Below are 16,935 nucleotides of genomic sequence, written 5' to 3' on the forward strand. Positions count from 1 at the left end.
TCAGAGCCCCGCGAGCTCCGCCCTCACCTCGTCGCGCAGACGGCCCAGGTTCTCGGGCTCGGGCGCAGCGCCGAGCAGGGTCCTCGTGTACTCGTGCTGCGGGTTCAGAATGACGTCGTCCGCCGGTCCTCGCTCGACGACGTCGCCCTTGTAGAGCACCATGATCTCGTCGCTGAAGTGGCGCGCGGTGGCGAGGTCGTGCGTGATGTACAGCACGCCGAGGTCGTCTTCGCGCTGCAGGTCGGCGAGCAGGTTGAGCACCCCGAGCCTGATCGACACGTCGAGCATCGAGACGGGCTCGTCGGCGACGATGAACCGTGCGCCCGGCGCGAGGGCGCGCGCGATCGCGACGCGCTGACGCTGTCCGCCGGAGAGCTCGTGGGGGCGCCGCTCGGCGAAGCTCTCGGCCGGCGTGAGGCGCACGCGCTCCAGCAGTTCGAGAGCACGCTCGCGCACCTGGGTGCGCGACAGCCGCGGGTGGTGCAGCCGGATCGGCCGCTCGAGGTGGTGGAAGATCGTGTGGTAGGGGTTCAGCGACGCGAACGGGTCCTGGAACACCATCTGCACCTGCGAGCGGTACGCCTCGACCGCGCGGCCGCTCGTGCCCGTCTCCTGCCCGTCGAGCAGGATCTGCCCGCTCGTCGGGGTCTCCAGCTTCATCAGCATCCGCGCGATCGTCGACTTGCCCGATCCCGACTCGCCGACGAGCGCGACCGTCTTGCCCGCCTCGATCGTGAACGACACATCCTTCACGGCGTGCAGGACCGAGGTCTTGAACCCGGACCGCAGGTGGAAGTCCTTGACGAGGTTCCGCGCTTCGAGGGTGGGGGCGCTCATCGAATCTCCTCCTGACTGACGCCGCTGCCGGTGCGGACGAAGTCGCCGCGCTCCCCCGTCAGGCTCGGGAAGCTCGACAGCAGGCGCTTGGTGTACTCGTGCTGCGGGGTGCGGTAGATCTCCTCCGCCGTGCCCTGCTCGACGATCTCGCCCTGCAGCATCACCGCGATGCGGTCGCTGATCTCGATGAGCATCGGCAGGTCGTGGGTGATGAAGATGACCGCGAACCCGAGGCGCTCGCGCAAGCGCATGATCTCGCGGATGATGCCCCGCTGCACGACGACGTCGAGCGCGGTGGTCGGCTCGTCCATGACCATGACCTGCGGATCGAGGGCGAGCGCCATCGCGATCATCATGCGCTGGCGCATGCCGCCGGAGAGCTCGTGCGGGAAGCTGCGCAGGCGAGAGGGGTCCACTCCGACCAGCGTCAACAGCTCCTCGGCCCTCGCCTGCTTGTCCTGCTTCGACATGCCCGGTCGGTGGGTGTCGAAGATGTCGAAGATCTGCGCGCGCACGTCGATCACCGGGTTGAGCGAGTTCATCGCGCCCTGGAACACCATCGAGATCTTGTCCCAGCGGAATGCGCGCAGCCCGTCGCCGTCGAGCGCGACGACGTCGATGTCGCTGCCGTCGCGATCGTGGAAGACGATCTCGCCCGCGGTCATCAGCGCCGGCGCCTTGAGCAGCCGGTTCATGCCGTACGCGAGGGTGGTCTTGCCGCAACCCGACTCGCCGGCGAGTCCGAGGATCTCGCCGCGGTGGAGCGTGAGCGACACGTCGCGCACGGCCTTCACGGGCGGATCGACCTCGTACTCGATGGACACGTTGCGTGCAGTCAGCACGGCTTCCGGGGCGCTCACGCGGCGACTCCCTTCGTCTTGGCGGCCTTGCGCACGCGGCGAGCCGCGTCGGGTGCGTTGCGCAGCTTGGGGTTGATGACCTCGTCGATCGCGAAGTTGATGAGCGCGAGCCCCGCCCCGAGGAGCGCGATCATCACACCCGGCGGCACGAACCACCACCAGGCGCCTCGACCGAGCGCCTGGCCCGACTGCGCGTCGTTGAGGATGCTGCCCCACGTGATCGACGAGTTGGGGCCGAGACCGAGGTACGACAGGCCGGCCTCGCCGAGGATCGCGAAGATGATCGCGAACAGGAACTGCGCGGTCAGCAGCGGCAGCAGGTTCGGCATGATCTCGACGAGGATGACCCGGAACGAGCGCTCACCCGCGACCTTCGACGCGTACACGTAGTCGCGGGTGCGGAGCGAGCGGGTCTGCAGCCGCAGCACGTAGGCGGCACCGGCCCACGAGGTGATGCCGAGCACGAACGCCACGAGCTGCCAGCTGCGCTGCGGGACGAACGACGCGATCACCATCACGAGCGGGAGGCCGGGGATGACGATCATGACGTTCGTCAGCAGCGCGAGCGCGTCCTCACGCCAGCCGCCGAGATAGCCGGCGAGGACGCCGAAGACCAGCGACAGGACGATCGCGATACCGCCGGCGACGAGCCCGACCAGTAGCGATCCCTGCGCGCCGATCGCGAGCTGGGCGAGCATGTCGTTGCCGAGCTTGGTGGTGCCGAGCCAGTGCTCGGCGGACGGAGGCTGCAGAGCGGCGTTGTCCGTGCTGCGCGGGTTCTGCGTGAACATCGGCGCGATGATCGCGAACAGCACGATCGACAGCACGAGCACCATGCCGACGATGAACTTCGCCGAGCGGGTCGGCAGAAGACCGCGCCCCTTCTTCGGCTTCTGTGTCGCGAGCGTGACGGTGGTGGCCGGCTCCGAGGTCGGCTGCTCCTTGACGATCTGCATCGGGGTGAGCTTGGTGTCAGACATTCTGGCGCGCCCTCGGGTCGATGAATCCGTAGATCAGGTCCATGAAGAAGTTGGCGGCGAGCACCGTGATCGTGATGACGAGGAACAGGCCCTGCATGAGGGCGTAGTCGTTGTTCGTCACGGCCTGGAACATGAGCTTGCCGATGCCGGGGTAGGTGAACACCTGCTCCATGACGATCGAGCCGGCGACCACGAAGCCGAGGGTGATCGAGAAGCCGGCGATCGAGGGGATGGCGGCGTTGCGCGCGGCGTAGGTCGTCATGATGCGACGGGGACGCAGGCCCTTCGCCTCGGCGGTGAGCACGTAGTCCTCCGACATCGTCTGCACCATCATGTTGCGCATGCCGAACAGCCATCCGCCGACCGAGCTGACCACGATGGTGAGCGCGGGCAGGATCGCGTGCGACAGCGCGTTGGAGAAGAACGCCCAGGTGGGCTCCGGGCCGTCGGGGAAGTCGAACACGTCGTAGCCGCCGAAGATCGGGAACCATCCGAGCCCCACGGCGAAGACGGCGACGAGGATGAGCGCCATCCAGAAGTACGGAATGGACTGCAGCACGGTCGTCGCGGGGATGATGTGGTCGACCCAGGTGCCGCGCTTCCACCCGGCCCAGGCGCCGAGCACGACGCCGAGGATGAAGGAGATGACGGTCGCGGTGCCGACGAGGATCAACGTCCACGGCAGCGCCTGACCGATCAACTCGGTCACCGGGGTTGGGAACTTGGTGACGGAGACGCCCAGGTCGCCCTGGAACATCCGCCCCCAGTAGGAGAGGTACTGCTCCCAGAGGGAGGAGTCGTCGCCACCGAGCAGCAGTTTGATGTTGCGGATGGTGGTCTCGGAGACCTCGCCGCCCGCGCGCTGCATCTTGGCGATCATGATGTCGGCGGGATTGCCCGGCATCATGCGGGGAAGCAGGAAGTTGATGGAGATGGCGGCCCACAGCGTGAACGCGTAGAACCCTATTCGTCGTGCGTAGAACTTCATGACGGTCTTCTTCGACTCCCTGCTTCCCCGGTGACGCGGACTACTTGGCCGGCTGCAGATGCGTCAGGACGTAGCCTGCCGCGATCGAGCCCCAGGACGGCGGGAAGGCGTAGAGGTCGTCCTCGGTCGGCCAGCCCGTGTAGTCCTTCGTGTTGTAGAAGGTCTGGGTCGCGTTGATCACCAGCGGGATGTACGGCAGGTCGCGCACGATCTCGGTCTGGATCGTCCCGTACAGCTCCTTCTTCGTCGCCTCGTCGTTCGTGCTGATCGCGGACTGCACGGCCTGGTCGACGACCGGGTTGTTGTAGCGGCTGAAGTTCCAACGGCCGGTCGGCACCTCTTCGCCCACGGGGCCGGTGGAGCCGACGGTCGTGCCGCCGAACCAGTCGCGGTAGATCTGGAACGGGTCGGCCACGGAGGTGCCGACCATGCCTCCGACGATGAGCTGGAAGTCACCGCTCTGACGCGAGTCGGAGAACTCCTGCCACTGCACGGTCGAGGCGTTGATCTTGATGCCCGCGGCCTCGGCCTGCTCGGCGATCAGCTTCGCGGCGTCGTTGTAGTCGGTCCAGCCGTCGACCGAGGTGAGCGTGAGCTCGACCTTCTGTCCGTCCTTCTCGTAGATGCCGTCGGAGCCCTTCGTGTAGCCGGCGGCTTCGAGGATCGACCCGGCCTCGGCGGCGTCCGCCTCCTGCGGGCTGACCTCGTTCGCGGAGTCGGCGACCCACTTCTCGTCGCGGGGAAGCAGCGCGTACGTGGGCGAGATGTCGCCGGTCAGGCCGACGAACGCCTTGTCCTTGATCGTGCCGCGATCGATCGCCGCGTTCAGCGCCTGGCGCACGGCGACGTCGGTCTGCGGGCCGGAGCAGCCCAGCTCGGCATTCGAGCAGGTGTAGAGGACGGTCGGGTCCTGCGGGGTGTTGATCCAGGAGATCGCGCCGTTCGCGGTGACGTCGTCGGGGTTCGGGATGAACATGCCGGTCCAGTCGAGCTTGCCGGCGGCGAGCAGGTCCTGCGCGGTCTGGTTGTTGTCGACCGCGATGTACTGCACCTTCTTGACCCCGAGGTCGTCGGCGCCGCGGAAGTTCTCGTTCGCGACGAGGGTGTACGACTCGCTCGTGGTCTTGTCGACCACGTAGGGACCGGATCCGACGGGCTCCTCGTTGGCGAAGTTCGCGTAGTCGTCGACGTCCTTCCAGATGTGCTCGGGGAGGATGTACGTCGAGCCGAGACGCTGGAACTCGGTCGTGAACTGCGCGGTCGAGTAGGTGAGCACGACCGTGGTGTCGTCGGTCGCCTCGGCCGAGACGAGGCCGTTGCCCTCGGGGTTGTTCGCCTCGTAGTTGAAGGAGAACGCGACGTCGGCTGCGGTGAGCGGCTCGCCGTCGCTCCACTTGAGGTCGGGCTTGATGGTGATCGTGATCACCGTGCCATCCTCGTTGTACTCGTACGTGTCGCCGATCATGCCCTCCGGCTCGGAGTCGGAGGTCTTGTTGAAGAAGAACAGCGGCTCGTAGATGGGGCCGAGCGCACCGTGGAGCACGGTGGGCGCGAAGGGGTTGTAGTTCGCCGTGATCGGGGTCTGGCTTCCGGCCCAGACACGGAGCGCGCGGTCGCCGTCTGCGCCGCTCCCGTCGTTGCCACCCGCGCCACAGGCCGTCAGGCCCAGGGCGAGGACGGAAGCCCCCGCCACGGCGGTGAGCGCGATCTTGCGCTTTCCGGTACGGATCATTCTGTCGTTTCCTCTCGGTGCTGCACTGCAGGAGGGACTCTCCGGATGGAGACGGAACCCTGGGTCGGGTTCGCGGGCAAACTCCCGGAAGAGGGGGTTTGTTAGGACAGTAACCTAACAAACCCGCCCACCCTCGACAAGACCTCTCGACGCTCCTGCATAACGTTTCGGACTCGACGAGCGGATGCCGTCACACTGCTGCACTAAGGGTCGCCATGACACTAAGATCGATCGCAGGAGGTTAAGGTGCTCAAGACTCAAAGTGGAGGGATCGACGTCGCCGTGTCGACCGTGATCCTCACGCTGCGGCGCGCGGAGAGCGGCGACCCCGTGCTCGCCCTCCCCCTCGTGCGTCGCACCCGCGCACCCTTCGACGGCGAGTGGGCACTGCCGGGCGGCTGGCTCACCGCGGCCGAGTCCCCCGTCGACGCCGCAGCGCGCACCCTCGCCGAGACCACCGGTCTCACGCCCAGCTACCTCGAGCAGCTCTACGCGTTCGGAGCCGTCGACCGCTCCCCCACGCGGGTCGTGTCGATCGTGTACTGGGCGCTGCTCCGCCAGGACGACGTCGACGCGCAGAGCGCCGCGCACCGCGCATCCGGTCACGCGCCCGAGAACGTGCGCTGGTTCGATCTCTCCGAGCGCCCTCCTCTCGCCTTCGACCACGACAAGATCATCGACTACGCCCTGTGGCGCCTCCGCAACAAGGTGGGCTACAGCCGCGTCGCACAGGGGTTCCTCCCCGCCGAGTTCACGCTCTCCGATCTCCGCGAGGCGTACCAGTCGATCCTCGGCCGCCAGCTCGACCCCGCGAATTTCCGCCGTCAGGTCGAGGCGACGGGGAACCTGATCCCCACCGACCGCTTCCGCACCGGGAGTCACCGCCCCGCCCGCCTCTACCGATACGACACCGATGTGGAGCTGGCCGACCACGGCCCGCTCGGACCCGAGGAAACGAGTACCCGATGAGCATCACCTTCGTCCCCACCCCGTCCGTGCCGACCTCGGACGCCTCCGTGGATCACGCGATCCAGGCGATCGTCGCCGGCGCCTCGACCGACGCGACCTGTACGACGGACCTCGCCGCAGGGCCCTGGGACTTCGACATCCGGCCTGGCTACGGACCGGGATCGTCGATGGGCGACGTCATCCCCACCGGCGCACCTCGGCAGGGCGAGCTCCCCACCGAGTATCGCGAGGCGACCGAGGAGGAGCTCGACCGGCGGATCCGTGCCGCGAAGGAGGTGCTCGGCGATCGCGTCGTGATCCTCGGCCACTTCTACCAGCGGGAGGAGGTCGTGCGGCACGCCGACTATGTCGGCGACTCCTTCCAGCTCGCGACGGCGGCGAAGGACCGACCGGATGCCGAGGCCATCGTGTTCTGCGGAGTGCACTTCATGGCCGAGACGGCGGACCTGCTCTCCGGGCCCGACCAGGCCGTCGTGCTGCCGAACCTCGCCGCCGGCTGCTCCATGGCGGACATGGCCGACATCGATCAGGTCGAGGACTGCTGGGAGCAGCTGGCCGATGTGCTCGGCGACCTCGACGAGCAGGACGAGGACGGGCGCGTCCCGGTGATCCCCGTGACCTACATGAACTCCTCCGCGGCGATCAAGGGCTTCGTCGGACGCCACGGCGGGATCGTCTGCACCTCCTCGAACGCGCAGACGGTGCTCGAGTGGGCGTTCGAGCGCGGTCGCCGCGTGCTCTTCTTCCCCGACCAGCACCTCGGCCGCAACACGGCGAAGGCCATGGGCGTTCCGCTCTCGCAGATGCCGATGTGGAACCCGCGCAAGCCGCTCGGCGGATCCACCGAGGCGGAGCTCGCCGACTCCCGCGTCATCCTCTGGCACGGGTTCTGCTCCGTGCACCGCCGATTCACGGTCGGCCAGATCGAGCAGGCGCGTGCCGAGCACCCGGGGGTCCGCGTCATCGTGCACCCCGAGTGCCCGATGAAGGTCGTCGACGCCGCCGACGAGGCGGGATCGACCGACTACATCCGTCGGGCCATCGCCGCCGCGACCGAGCCGACGACCTTCGCGATCGGCACCGAGATCAACCTGGTCCGACGTCTCGCCGCACAGCTCCCGCAGCACGAGATCTTCTGCCTCGACCCGGTCGTGTGCCCGTGCTCGACGATGTACCGCATCCACCCCGGCTATCTCGCGTGGGTGCTGGAAGAGCTCGTGGCCGGTCGCACCCCCAACCGCATCCGGGTGACGTCCGACGTGGCCGACCCGGCCCGTACCGCGCTGGAGCGGATGCTGGCCGCGAAGCCCCCGGTGGCGGCGAGCGCGCGATGAACGTCGTCGTGGTCGGATCCGGCATCGCCGGGCTCACCGCCGCGCTGCACGCCGCGGAAGCCGGTCACCGCGTGACGCTCGTGACGAAGGGCGCCATCGGAGACGGATGCACGGGCTACGCACAGGGCGGCGTCGCCGGCGTCTACGGAACGGACGACTCCGCGGAGCAGCACGCCGCAGACACGATCACCGCCGGCGCGGGTCTCTCCGATGTCAGCGCCGTCGACGTGCTCGTGCAGGGCGCAGCCGCGCGGATCGCCGAGCTGATCGCCCGCAGCGTCGCCTTCGACCGGGATGCCGACGGTCGGCTGCTGCTGGGCCGGGAAGCCGCGCACAGCCACGCGCGCATCGTGCACGCGGGCGGCGATGCGACGGGTGCGGCGATCTCGCGGGCGCTGGTGACGGCGGTGCGCGACGACGCGCGGATCGCGGTCGTCGAGCGGGCCATGCTCGTCGACCTCGTCGTGACGGACGGCGCGGTGCGCGGCATCCGTCTGCTCGCGGGGACAGCGTTCGACGAGCTCTCCGCGGATGCCGTTATCCTCGCGACCGGCGGCGCGGGGTGCCTGTACGCGCACACGACGAACCCGGAGGGGACGACGGGCGACGGCATCGCGGCAGCGATCCGCGCCGGTGCGGCCGTGGCCGACCTCGAGTTCGTGCAGTTCCACCCGACCGTGCTCGCGGTCGGCTCCCCGTTCCTCATCTCGGAGGCCGTGCGCGGCGAAGGCGCGACGCTCGTGGACGACGCAGGACGGCGCTTCGTCTTCGACACGCACCCCGACGGCGAACTGGCTCCCCGTGACGTCGTGTCGCGGGCGATCGCGCGACGGGCCGCCGCCCAGGGCTCGCCCGTCCATCTCGATGCGACGATGCTCGGGGCGACCAGGCTGGCCCGACGGTTCCCGACGATCGATCGGGTCACCCGCGAGCGCGGTCTCGACTGGTCGGCGCATCCCCTCCCGGTCACACCCGCGGCGCACTATCTCATGGGCGGGGTGCAGACCGACCTCGACGGCCGCACCACCCTCCGGAACCTCTTCGCGGTCGGCGAGGTCACCCGCACCGGTGTGCACGGCGCGAACAGACTCGCCTCGAACTCGCTGCTGGAGGGGGCGGTGTTCGGCGCCCGCGCGGCAGCCGCGCTCACGGCTCCGTGGACCGAGCTGCAGGTGTCCGCCCGCCCGGAGCAGGCTTCCGCGCCCGTGACCGCCGCCGTCCCGTTCGGCCGCGACGCGCTGCAGCGGCTGATGTGGGATCACGTCGGACTGCTCCGCGACACCCCCGGCCTCGAGGCGGCCCTCGCGACCGTGCGCGCCTGGGCTGCGGCGGCGACGCCGCCTGAGACGGCCAGGGCGCATGAGGACGCGAATCTGCTCCTGCTGGCCGAGGCCACGGCATCCGCCGCCCTCTCCCGCGTCGATCCGGTCGGCGCTCACTATCGCGAACCCGCTCCCGCACCCCTTCTGGAGACCGTCTGATGCTCACTCCCGCCGCCATCTCCCGCGTCGTCGGCGCCGCCCTCGAAGAGGACGCGCCCTGGGGAGACATCACGAGCGGCGTGCTGCTGCCGCCCGACGCGACGGCCACCGCCGATCTCGTCGCCCGGGAGGCGGGCGTCTTCAGCGGCGGCGAGGTCTTCACCGCGGCCTTCACGCTCACCGACCCCGCGATCCGGGTCGACGTGCACGTCGGCGACGGAGATGAGTTCGCCGCCGACGACGTGCTCGCGACGGTGTCGGGGAACGCCCGAGGCATCCTCACGGCCGAGCGCATCGCACTGAACTTCACGCAGCGCATGAGCGGCATCGCCACGGTCACGGCCGCCTACGTGAGCGCCACGGAGGGCACGTCGGCCCGCATCGCCGACACGCGCAAGACGACTCCCGGTCTCCGGGCCTTCGAACGCCACGCCGTCGTCTCCGGCGGCGGGCACAACCACCGTCACTCGCTCTCGGATGCGGTCATGGCGAAGGACAACCACCTCGCCGTGCTGCAGCGCTCCGGGCGCGACCTCGCCTCGGTGCTGCGCGAGGCACTGGCGCAGCTGCCCCACACGACGCACGTCGTCGTCGAGGTCGACCGCCTCGACCAGATCGACGCGGTCATCGCGGGCGGTGCCGACACCGTGCTGCTCGACAACTTCACACCGGACGAGCTGCGAGCCGGCGTCGCCCTCATCGACGGACGCGCGCAGGTCGAGGCATCGGGTGGTGTGGACCTCGACACGGTCGCCGCGATCGCGGCGACCGGGGTCGACGTGATCTCGGTCGGCGCGCTCACGCACTCCGCCCGCGCGCTGGATCTGGGCCTGGACGTCCGGATCGACTGAGCGGATGCTGTACCTCGACCACGCCGCGACCTCGCCCCTGCGCCTCGAGGTGCGCGACGCCATGCTCCCCTACCTGACCGGGGCGTTCGGGAACCCCTCCAGCCACCACACCGTCGGAGAGGCTGCAGCGCAGGCGCTGGACGAGGCGCGGTCGCGCGTCGCCACGGTGCTCGGGTTCCGGAGCGGCGACGTGATCTTCACGGGCGGCGGCACGGAGGCGAACAACCTCGCCGTCAAGGGCATCGTGCTGGCGGCGCTCGACCGCGGGCGGCGCCATGTGATCGTGTCGTCGATCGAGCACGAGTCCGTGCTCGCTCCCGCCGACTACCTGCACCGGTTCCACGGTGTCGCGGTGACGCACCTGCCGGTCGACCGCACGGGTCGCGTCAGCACCGACGACCTGCGCAGGGCGCTGCGCGAGGACACCGCGCTCGTCTCCGTCGACCAGGCGAACAACGAGATCGGCACGGTGCAGGACATCCCGGCGCTCCGGGCCGTGACCTCGGCGGCCGGAGTGCCGTTGCACGTCGACGCCGTGCAGTCGGCGGGTTGGCTTCCTCTGCGCGATCTCGGCGCGGACGCCGTCACCGTCGCCGGGCACAAGATCGGCGCGCCGCAGGGCATCGGGGTGCTGGCCGTTCGCGGGCGGGTCCCGATCGAGCCCCTGCTGCACGGCGGCGGACAGGAACGCGGACGCCGCTCCGGCACCGAGAACGTCGCCGGGGCCGTCGCCCTCGCCACGGCGCTCGAGCTCGCGGCCTCCGAGCAACGGGCCGTGCACGAGGCCGTCGGCGAAGCCACGACGCGGTTCATCGAGCGCGTCCTGACAGCCGTGCCGCAGGCCGCGCTCACCGGCCACCCGCACTCACGGCTGCCCGGGTCCGCCAGCTTCACGTTCGCCGGCGTGAACGGAGAGACCGTGCTGCTCGAACTGGAGCGCCGCGGCATCGTGTCGTCGAGCGGATCGGCATGCGCCGCCGACAGCGGCGAGCCCTCGCACGTGCTGCTCGCCTGCGGGTTCGACCCCGATCTCGCACAGACCGCCGTGCGCTTCACGTTCGGACGCGCCGCGTTGCCGCCGGGCGTTCCGGACCGACTGGCCGACGCGGTCGCGGATGCGGTGCGCGCGGCGGCAGGCACCTGACGTCCGGCCTCGACGGCGGGCACTCCGCGCGCTCGCTCTCGTCTGCTGTCGCGCGGTCGCGCCGTCGCCGCCGTCGCGCCGTCGCGCCGTCGCGCCGTCGCCGCAGAAGACCGAGACCCACCGCCGCGCTCTAGACTCGGCTGGGTGACCGCCTCCGCCCCGATCGTGACGATGATCGTCCCCGGTCGCGACATCGCCGCCTTCGCGCCGGCAGCCCTCGACTCCCTGCGAGCGCAGACCGAGCAGCGGTGGCGGGCCGTGCTCGTCGACGACGGGTCCCACGACGCGACAGCACACATCTTCGCGCAGGCCGCGGCGGACGATCGCCGGTTCCACGTGATCGCCCACGACGACTCCCGGGGCCTCGGGGCCGCCCGCAACACCGCGCTCGACGTCGTCGACACCCCGCTCGTCGGCTTCCTCGACGGCGACGACGAGCTCGCACCCTCGGCCCTCGAACGCCTGACCTCGACCCTCGCGGCGAGCGGCAGCGACCTCGTCGCCGGCGCCTACGTACGGTCGCGCTTCGACGGCGAGCGCTACGTCTCCGGTCGCGTGCAGCCGTGGGTGGCCGCGGCGACCGACCCCGAGCGCCTCGGCACGACGATCATCGAGCATCCTGCGGCGAGCGCGAACATCGTGGCCTGGTCGAAGGTGAGCCGCACCGAGCTGTGGCGCGACCTGCGGTTCCCCGAGGACGTCGCCTACGAGGATCAGGTCGTCGCACAACTGCTCTACACCCGAGCGCGAGCCTTCGACGTGATCCCCGACGCGGTCGTGCGCTGGCGCGTGCGCGCCGACGGCACCTCGATCACGCAGGGCAAGGACCGGATACCCGTGCTGCGCGACTACCTCGCTGCACTGCGCGGCGGCATCCGGGTGCTGCACGAGGCAGGAGCCCGCGCGGCCGTGACCGCTCGCCTCGACCTGATCCTCGCGATGGACCTGCCGCCGCTGCAGGAGATCGCCGCGCAGCATCCCGACCCCGAGTACCGGGCCCTGCTCGACGCCTTCGTCGCCGACCTGGAGTCGCTTCCCGAGTTCGCCGATGCGCGCCCCGATCCCACCCTCGTCGCCGGCCTTCGCTGGTGATGGCCGGCTCGACACCCGACCACGGAAGAGATCATGAACGACTACCTCGCCGACCTGTTCTCGCTGCACGGCCGCACGGCCGTCGTCACCGGCGGCAGTTCCGGCATCGGACGCGGCATCGCGACCGCGCTCGCCCGCGCCGGAGCGGCGACGGTGATCGTCGCCCGCGGCGAGGAGCGGATCGCGCGCACCGTGGCTGACCTGCAGGACGCCGGATGCCGTGCGGCCGGCGTCGTGGGCGATCTCGGCTCCCGCGACGGCATCCGGACTCTTGCGGAGGCCGCCGTGAAACCCTTCGGTGAGCCCGACATCCTCGTGAACTCCGCCGGCATCAACATCCGTCCGCCGTTCGCCGAGATCACCGAGGACGACTGGGACGCCACGATGACCGTGAACGCCCTCGCACCCTTCCTGCTCGGACAGCGCTACGCGACCGGCATGGCCGAGCGCGGGTACGGCAGGCTCATCCACATCAGCTCGCAGCAGGCCCATCGGGCGTTCGTGTCGAGCGGGGTGTACGGCGCGTCGAAGGGCGCGGTGGAGTCCCTGATGCGCTCGGAGGCGGAGGCGTGGGGCGGCTCCGGTGTGACGAGCAACACGCTCGTGCCGGGATTCGTGCTCACACCGCTCAACGCGCGTCTGCAGGAGGATCCCGCGCAGATCGCCGCGCTCGCCGAGCGGACCATGATCGGCCGCAACGGCCTTCCCGAGGACTTCGCCGCCGCGGCGGTGTTCCTCGCCGGGGCAGGGTCGGCCTACATCACGGGTCATTCGCTCTTCGTCGACGGGGGCCTGTCGGTCCACTGAGACGTGGTCCAGGCCGCCACCCGAGGGTGCTGCCCGGGCGCATCCATGGGTCCGTCAGTGCGGCTCGGGGTACACCCGGTCGTCGGCCGGCGGCGCATCGAGCAGCGGCACGGACGCCGTAAGGGTGGTCACCGCATCCTCGCCCGCGGAATCGTCGGGCGCTCGATCGGCGCGCCGTTCCGCAAGCGCGGCGCCGACGCCGCCTGTGACGGCCTGCTCGACCTCCGCCTCGGTGTCGAGCACGCGTGACGCGGCCACCTGCTGGGCGGCGAGCTCGGCGTAGAGGCCGCCGCGGGCCAGGAGCTCCGCGTGGGTGCCCGACTCGACGATCTGCCCCGCTTCGAGGACGTGGATGACGTCGGCCGACATCACCGTCGACAGCCGGTGCGCGATCGTGAGCGTCGTGCGCCCCTTCGCGGCCTCGTCGAGCGCCTCCTGGACGACGCGCTCCGACACGGTGTCGAGGGCGGAGGTCGCCTCGTCGAGCAGCAACACTGGCGGATCCTTCAGCAGAACCCGCGCGATCGCGATGCGCTGCTTCTCGCCACCGGAGAGGCGGTAGCCGCGCTCTCCCACGACGGTGTCGTAGCCCTGCTCGAAGCCCGCGATGATGTGGTGGATGTTGGCCGCCGTGCACGCGGCGATCATCTCGTCCTCGGTCGCCCCGGGCTTCGCGTAGAGCAGGTTCTCGCGGATCGTCGCGTGAAAGAGGTAGGTCTCCTGCGAGACGATGCCGACCTGGTCGATGATCGACTCCTGGGTGAGGGAGCGCACGTCGGCACCGGCGAAGAGCACCGCGCCGCCGTGCGCCTCGTAGAGCCTCGGCGCCAGGTAGAGGACGGTCGTCTTGCCCGCGCCCGACGGCCCGACGAAGGCGACGTGCTGCCCCGGCTCTGCCACGAAGGAGACCCCCTGCAGGGTGGGGCGCGCGTCCGCCGCCGCGTCGGGGTAGCGGAACACGACCTCGTCGAACTCGATCCGGCCGCGCGGACCGGGAGCCCTGGCCACGTCGATCGCGTCGGGGGCGTCCTGGATCTCGGGCACGAGATCCAGGTACTCGAAGATGCGGGCGAACAGCGCCGACGAGGTCTGCAGGTCGAGGGACACGCGCATCAGCCCCATGAGCGGCTGCAGGAGACGCGCCTGCACGGTGGTGAAGGCGACGATCGTGCCGGCGGTGATCGCGCCGGTGCCGCCGGCGATCAGGTATCCGGAGACGAGGTAGATGATCGCGGGGACACTGGCCATGATGACCTGCACGACAGCGAAGAAGCCCTGGCCGCTCATCGCCCGCCGCACCTGCAGGACGACCTGGTTGCGGTTCTCCGCCTGATAGCGGGCCGACTCGGTGCGCTGTCTGTTGAAGGCCTTCGACAGCAGCATCCCCGAGACGCTCAGCGTCTCCTGTGTGATCGAGGTCAGCTCCGAGAGCGACTCCTGCGTCTCGCCCGCGATGCGCGCCCGCACCTGACCGACCCGCCGCTGCACGATGATGAGGAACGGCATGAGTACGACGGCGATCAGCGTGAGCCGCCAGTCGATGAGGATCATGGCGACGAGCGACGCGATGACGGTGACCACGTTGCCGAGGATGCTGGTGACGGTGTTCGTGAGCACGCCGGAGACGCCGCCCACGTCGTTCTGCAACCGTGACTGGATCACGCCGGTCTTCGTGCGCGTGAAGAATCCGAGCTCCATCGCCTGCAGGTGCTCGAAGAGTCGCACGCGCAGATCACCCGTCACGCTGTTGCCCACGGTCGACGTGAGCCAGGTCTGGGCGACGCCGAGCACCGCCGAGAGGAGGAAGAGGCCGATCATGCCGCCCACGAGCCACCCGAGCAGCGACAGCTGCGGGCCGCCGCCGTCGACCGGGAAGAGCGCGTCGTCGAAGATGCGCTGCACCAGCAGGGGCGGGATGACGGCGATGCCCGCGCCCACCACCACGAGGGCGCCGGTCACAGCGATGCGCCAGCGGTACGGGCGGAACAGCGCGATCACGCGGCCGCCGAGCCCGTTGATGCGCGGCGCTTCGGCGTTCATGCGGCGCTGCGCCGCCTCGTCGACGCCGCGGAAGCCTCCGCCGCGCCCTCCCATACCGCCGCCCATGCTCATGTCGCCAGCGTAGTCAGCGCCGACGACACCGGGCCCGGATCGGCCGGCTCCGCTCTCCGCCGAGAGCGGATTCACCCAGATGCGGAATGGAATGTCCGAACCTGACGTTACGCTGAATGGTCACCGCGCACTCGCGCACCCTCCCTCTTCCGCGCCTAGGAGGCCGCCGCATGTCTGCCGTCGACACCGGTTCCATCACCACGCCCCCTCCCGCAGCGAGGGGCGAGATCGCGCGCAGCGACATGCGCGTCATCTGGCTGCTCCTCGTGGCCGCGTTCGTCGCCATCCTCAATGAGACGACGATGGGTATCGCGATCCCGCATCTCAACGCCGACCTCGGCATCCCGCCCGAGCTCGGCCAGTGGCTCACCAGCGCGTTCATGCTGACCATGGCCGTCGTGATCCCGACCACCGGTTTCATCCTGCAGCGCTTCACGACTCGGCAGGTGTTCATCGCCGCGATGACCGCGTTCTCGCTGGGAACCCTGGTCGCCCTGGTCGCACCCGGCTTCGCCGTGCTGCTGGCCGGCCGCGTGATCCAGGCTGCCGGTACCGGAATCATGATGCCGTTGCTGATGACCACGATCATGAACGTCGTCCCGCCGCAGTCGCGTGGCCGCATGATGGGGCGCGTCGGCCTCGTCATCTCCCTCGCTCCGGCGATCGGCCCGACCCTCGCGGGCGCCGTGCTCGAGACGCTGAACTGGCGAGCCCTGTTCGCCATCATCCTGCCGATTGCGCTCATCTCGCTCGTCATCGGCGTGAAGTGGATGACGAACCTCGGCGAGACGCGTGTCGTGCCGCTCGACGTGCTCTCGATCCCGCTCGCCGCGCTCGGCTTCGGCGGCATCGTCTTCGGCCTCAGCCAGTTCGGCGGCGAGGGCGGCTCGGGCGAGGCAGCCGGTATCACCGCGCTCGTCGTCGGCGCTGTCGCGCTCGGTCTCTTCGTGTGGCGTCAGCTCGTCCTGCAGCGCATCGACGACGCCCTGCTCGACCTTCGCGTCTTCCGCTCCGTGAACTTCACGTTCTCGGTCATCATCATGACGATCCTCGCGCTGTCGATGTTCGGCACCCTCACCCTGCTCCCGCAGTACCTGCAGAACGTCGCAGGTCTGAACGCGCTCGAGTCCGGCCTCATCCTGCTGCCGGGGTCGGTGCTGATGGGTCTGCTCGGTCCGGTCATGGGCCGCATCTACGATGCGAAGGGCACGCGGCCGCTGCTCATCCCGGGCACGATCCTGGTCTCAGCGTCGCTGTTCTTCTACTCGACGGTCGGCGAGCACACGGTCTTCTGGGTGCTCATCCTCGTTCAGGCCGCGATGTCGGTCGGCCTCGCGATGTCGTTCACGCCGCTGTTCTCCGCCTCGCTCGGCTCGCTCGACCGGTCGCTCTACTCCCACGGCTCCGCGGTGCTCAACACACTGCAGCAGGTGGGTGGCGCGGCCGGCGTCGCCCTGCTCACGGTGACGTACTCGTCGATCCTGCACGCGGGTGAGAACGAGGGTCTGACGACCGCCGTCGCCGGAGCGCCGGGCGCGCGCATGGCGTTCCTCATCGCAGCGATCATCTCCCTGGCCGCGGTCGTGCTCAGCGCGTTCGTGCGCAAGCCCGCCGAGGAGCCGTCCGGCTTCCACGGCGGTCACTGATCATCGATACCCACGATCGCCGAGACCCCCGCCTGCTGACGTCGCAGGCGGGGGTCTCGGCGATGGAGCGGGTTGCCGTCGGCAGAACGCGTGCGGGCCGGA

14 protein-coding genes are annotated in these 16,935 nt (G+C 69.8%); 8 read left to right on the forward strand and 6 right to left on the reverse strand.

Going from position 1 to position 16,935, the window contains the following annotated elements; genetic code table 11:
- Genes RAC69_RS07755 through RAC69_RS07775 form a run of 5 tightly spaced genes read right to left on the reverse strand, consistent with a single transcriptional unit; the run spans window position 1 to window position 5,397 of the window.
- Complete coding sequence (locus RAC69_RS07755) at window positions 1–837, reverse strand: ABC transporter ATP-binding protein (RefSeq protein ID WP_375086290.1); 837 nt, start codon at window positions 835–837, stop codon at window positions 1–3.
- Entirely contained in the window at window positions 834–1,697 is an 864-nt protein-coding gene (locus tag RAC69_RS07760; RefSeq protein ID WP_375086292.1) for an ABC transporter ATP-binding protein, read from the reverse strand. The genes RAC69_RS07755 and RAC69_RS07760 overlap by 4 nt, the downstream gene beginning before the upstream one ends.
- Window positions 1,694–2,677 (reverse strand): ABC transporter permease, encoded by a 984-nt coding sequence (locus tag RAC69_RS07765; protein ID WP_375086294.1) that lies wholly within the window; start codon window positions 2,675–2,677, stop codon window positions 1,694–1,696. Before RAC69_RS07765 ends, RAC69_RS07760 begins: the two co-directional genes overlap by 4 nt.
- Complete coding sequence (locus RAC69_RS07770) at window positions 2,670–3,665, reverse strand: ABC transporter permease (RefSeq protein ID WP_251585878.1); 996 nt, start codon at window positions 3,663–3,665, stop codon at window positions 2,670–2,672. The genes RAC69_RS07765 and RAC69_RS07770 overlap by 8 nt, the downstream gene beginning before the upstream one ends.
- A 40-nt stretch (window positions 3,666–3,705) precedes the next feature.
- The gene (locus tag RAC69_RS07775) at window positions 3,706–5,397 is read right to left on the reverse strand and encodes an ABC transporter substrate-binding protein (protein ID WP_341935031.1); all 1,692 of its coding nucleotides are present in this window, start codon (window positions 5,395–5,397) and stop codon (window positions 3,706–3,708) included.
- Between the two features lie 282 nt (window positions 5,398–5,679).
- Between RAC69_RS07775 and RAC69_RS07780 the strand changes: the two genes are divergently transcribed.
- The 7 genes from RAC69_RS07780 (at window position 5,680) to RAC69_RS07810 (ending at window position 13,075) form a co-directional block, all read left to right on the forward strand.
- Complete coding sequence (locus tag RAC69_RS07780; RefSeq protein ID WP_375086396.1) at window positions 5,680–6,366, forward strand: NUDIX domain-containing protein; 687 nt, start codon at window positions 5,680–5,682, stop codon at window positions 6,364–6,366.
- A complete protein-coding gene (nadA, locus tag RAC69_RS07785) occupies window positions 6,363–7,700 on the forward strand; it encodes a quinolinate synthase NadA (RefSeq protein WP_375086296.1) in 1,338 nt (445 codons plus the stop codon). Before RAC69_RS07780 ends, nadA begins: the two co-directional genes overlap by 4 nt.
- Window positions 7,697–9,181, forward strand: coding sequence for an L-aspartate oxidase (nadB, locus tag RAC69_RS07790; RefSeq protein ID WP_375086297.1), 1,485 nt, complete (start codon window positions 7,697–7,699; stop codon window positions 9,179–9,181). Before nadA ends, nadB begins: the two co-directional genes overlap by 4 nt.
- Window positions 9,181–10,032, forward strand: a complete 852-nt coding sequence (gene nadC / locus RAC69_RS07795) for a carboxylating nicotinate-nucleotide diphosphorylase (RefSeq protein ID WP_375086299.1) — start codon at window positions 9,181–9,183, stop codon at window positions 10,030–10,032. The genes nadB and nadC overlap by 1 nt, the downstream gene beginning before the upstream one ends.
- 4 nt (window positions 10,033–10,036) lie before the next feature.
- On the forward strand, window positions 10,037–11,176 hold the full coding sequence (locus RAC69_RS07800; protein ID WP_375086301.1) for a cysteine desulfurase family protein: 1,140 nt from the start codon (window positions 10,037–10,039) through the stop codon (window positions 11,174–11,176).
- Window positions 11,177–11,320: 144 nt separating this feature from the next.
- A complete protein-coding gene (locus RAC69_RS07805; protein WP_375086303.1) occupies window positions 11,321–12,268 on the forward strand; it encodes a glycosyltransferase family 2 protein in 948 nt (315 codons plus the stop codon).
- Between the two features lie 33 nt (window positions 12,269–12,301).
- Window positions 12,302–13,075, forward strand: coding sequence for an SDR family NAD(P)-dependent oxidoreductase (locus RAC69_RS07810; RefSeq protein ID WP_375086304.1), 774 nt, complete (start codon window positions 12,302–12,304; stop codon window positions 13,073–13,075).
- Between the two features lie 54 nt (window positions 13,076–13,129).
- Here the strand turns inward: RAC69_RS07810 and RAC69_RS07815 are convergent, their stop codons facing one another.
- Window positions 13,130–15,181, reverse strand: a complete 2,052-nt coding sequence (locus RAC69_RS07815) for an ABC transporter ATP-binding protein (protein WP_375086397.1) — start codon at window positions 15,179–15,181, stop codon at window positions 13,130–13,132.
- 176 nt (window positions 15,182–15,357) lie between these two features.
- Here RAC69_RS07815 and RAC69_RS07820 point away from each other — a divergent pair, with 176 nt between their 5' ends.
- Window positions 15,358–16,833: an MDR family MFS transporter gene (locus RAC69_RS07820; protein ID WP_375086305.1), complete on the forward strand. Its 1,476-nt coding sequence runs from the start codon at window positions 15,358–15,360 to the stop codon at window positions 16,831–16,833.
- The last annotated feature ends 102 nt before the right edge of the window (window positions 16,834–16,935 follow it).

It is taken from the genome of Microbacterium sp. LS_15 (assembly GCF_041954735.1).
Classification (GTDB): Bacteria; Actinomycetota; Actinomycetes; order Actinomycetales; family Microbacteriaceae; genus Microbacterium.

Coding starts and splice junctions, on each gene's coding strand:
- nadA (WP_375086296.1), top strand. CDS start 6,363: ATGAGCATCACCTTCGTCCCCACCCCGTCCGTGCCGACCTCGGACGCC.
- RAC69_RS07755 (WP_375086290.1), bottom strand. CDS start 837: ATGAGCGCCCCCACCCTCGAAGCGCGGAACCTCGTCAAGGACTTCCAC.
- RAC69_RS07775 (WP_341935031.1), bottom strand. CDS start 5,397: ATGATCCGTACCGGAAAGCGCAAGATCGCGCTCACCGCCGTGGCGGGG.
- RAC69_RS07800 (WP_375086301.1), top strand. CDS start 10,037: ATGCTGTACCTCGACCACGCCGCGACCTCGCCCCTGCGCCTCGAGGTG.
- nadC (WP_375086299.1), top strand. CDS start 9,181: ATGCTCACTCCCGCCGCCATCTCCCGCGTCGTCGGCGCCGCCCTCGAA.
- RAC69_RS07815 (WP_375086397.1), bottom strand. CDS start 15,181: ATGGGCGGCGGTATGGGAGGGCGCGGCGGAGGCTTCCGCGGCGTCGAC.
- RAC69_RS07820 (WP_375086305.1), top strand. CDS start 15,358: ATGTCTGCCGTCGACACCGGTTCCATCACCACGCCCCCTCCCGCAGCG.
- RAC69_RS07810 (WP_375086304.1), top strand. CDS start 12,302: ATGAACGACTACCTCGCCGACCTGTTCTCGCTGCACGGCCGCACGGCC.
- RAC69_RS07765 (WP_375086294.1), bottom strand. CDS start 2,677: ATGTCTGACACCAAGCTCACCCCGATGCAGATCGTCAAGGAGCAGCCG.
- RAC69_RS07770 (WP_251585878.1), bottom strand. CDS start 3,665: ATGAAGTTCTACGCACGACGAATAGGGTTCTACGCGTTCACGCTGTGG.
- nadB (WP_375086297.1), top strand. CDS start 7,697: ATGAACGTCGTCGTGGTCGGATCCGGCATCGCCGGGCTCACCGCCGCG.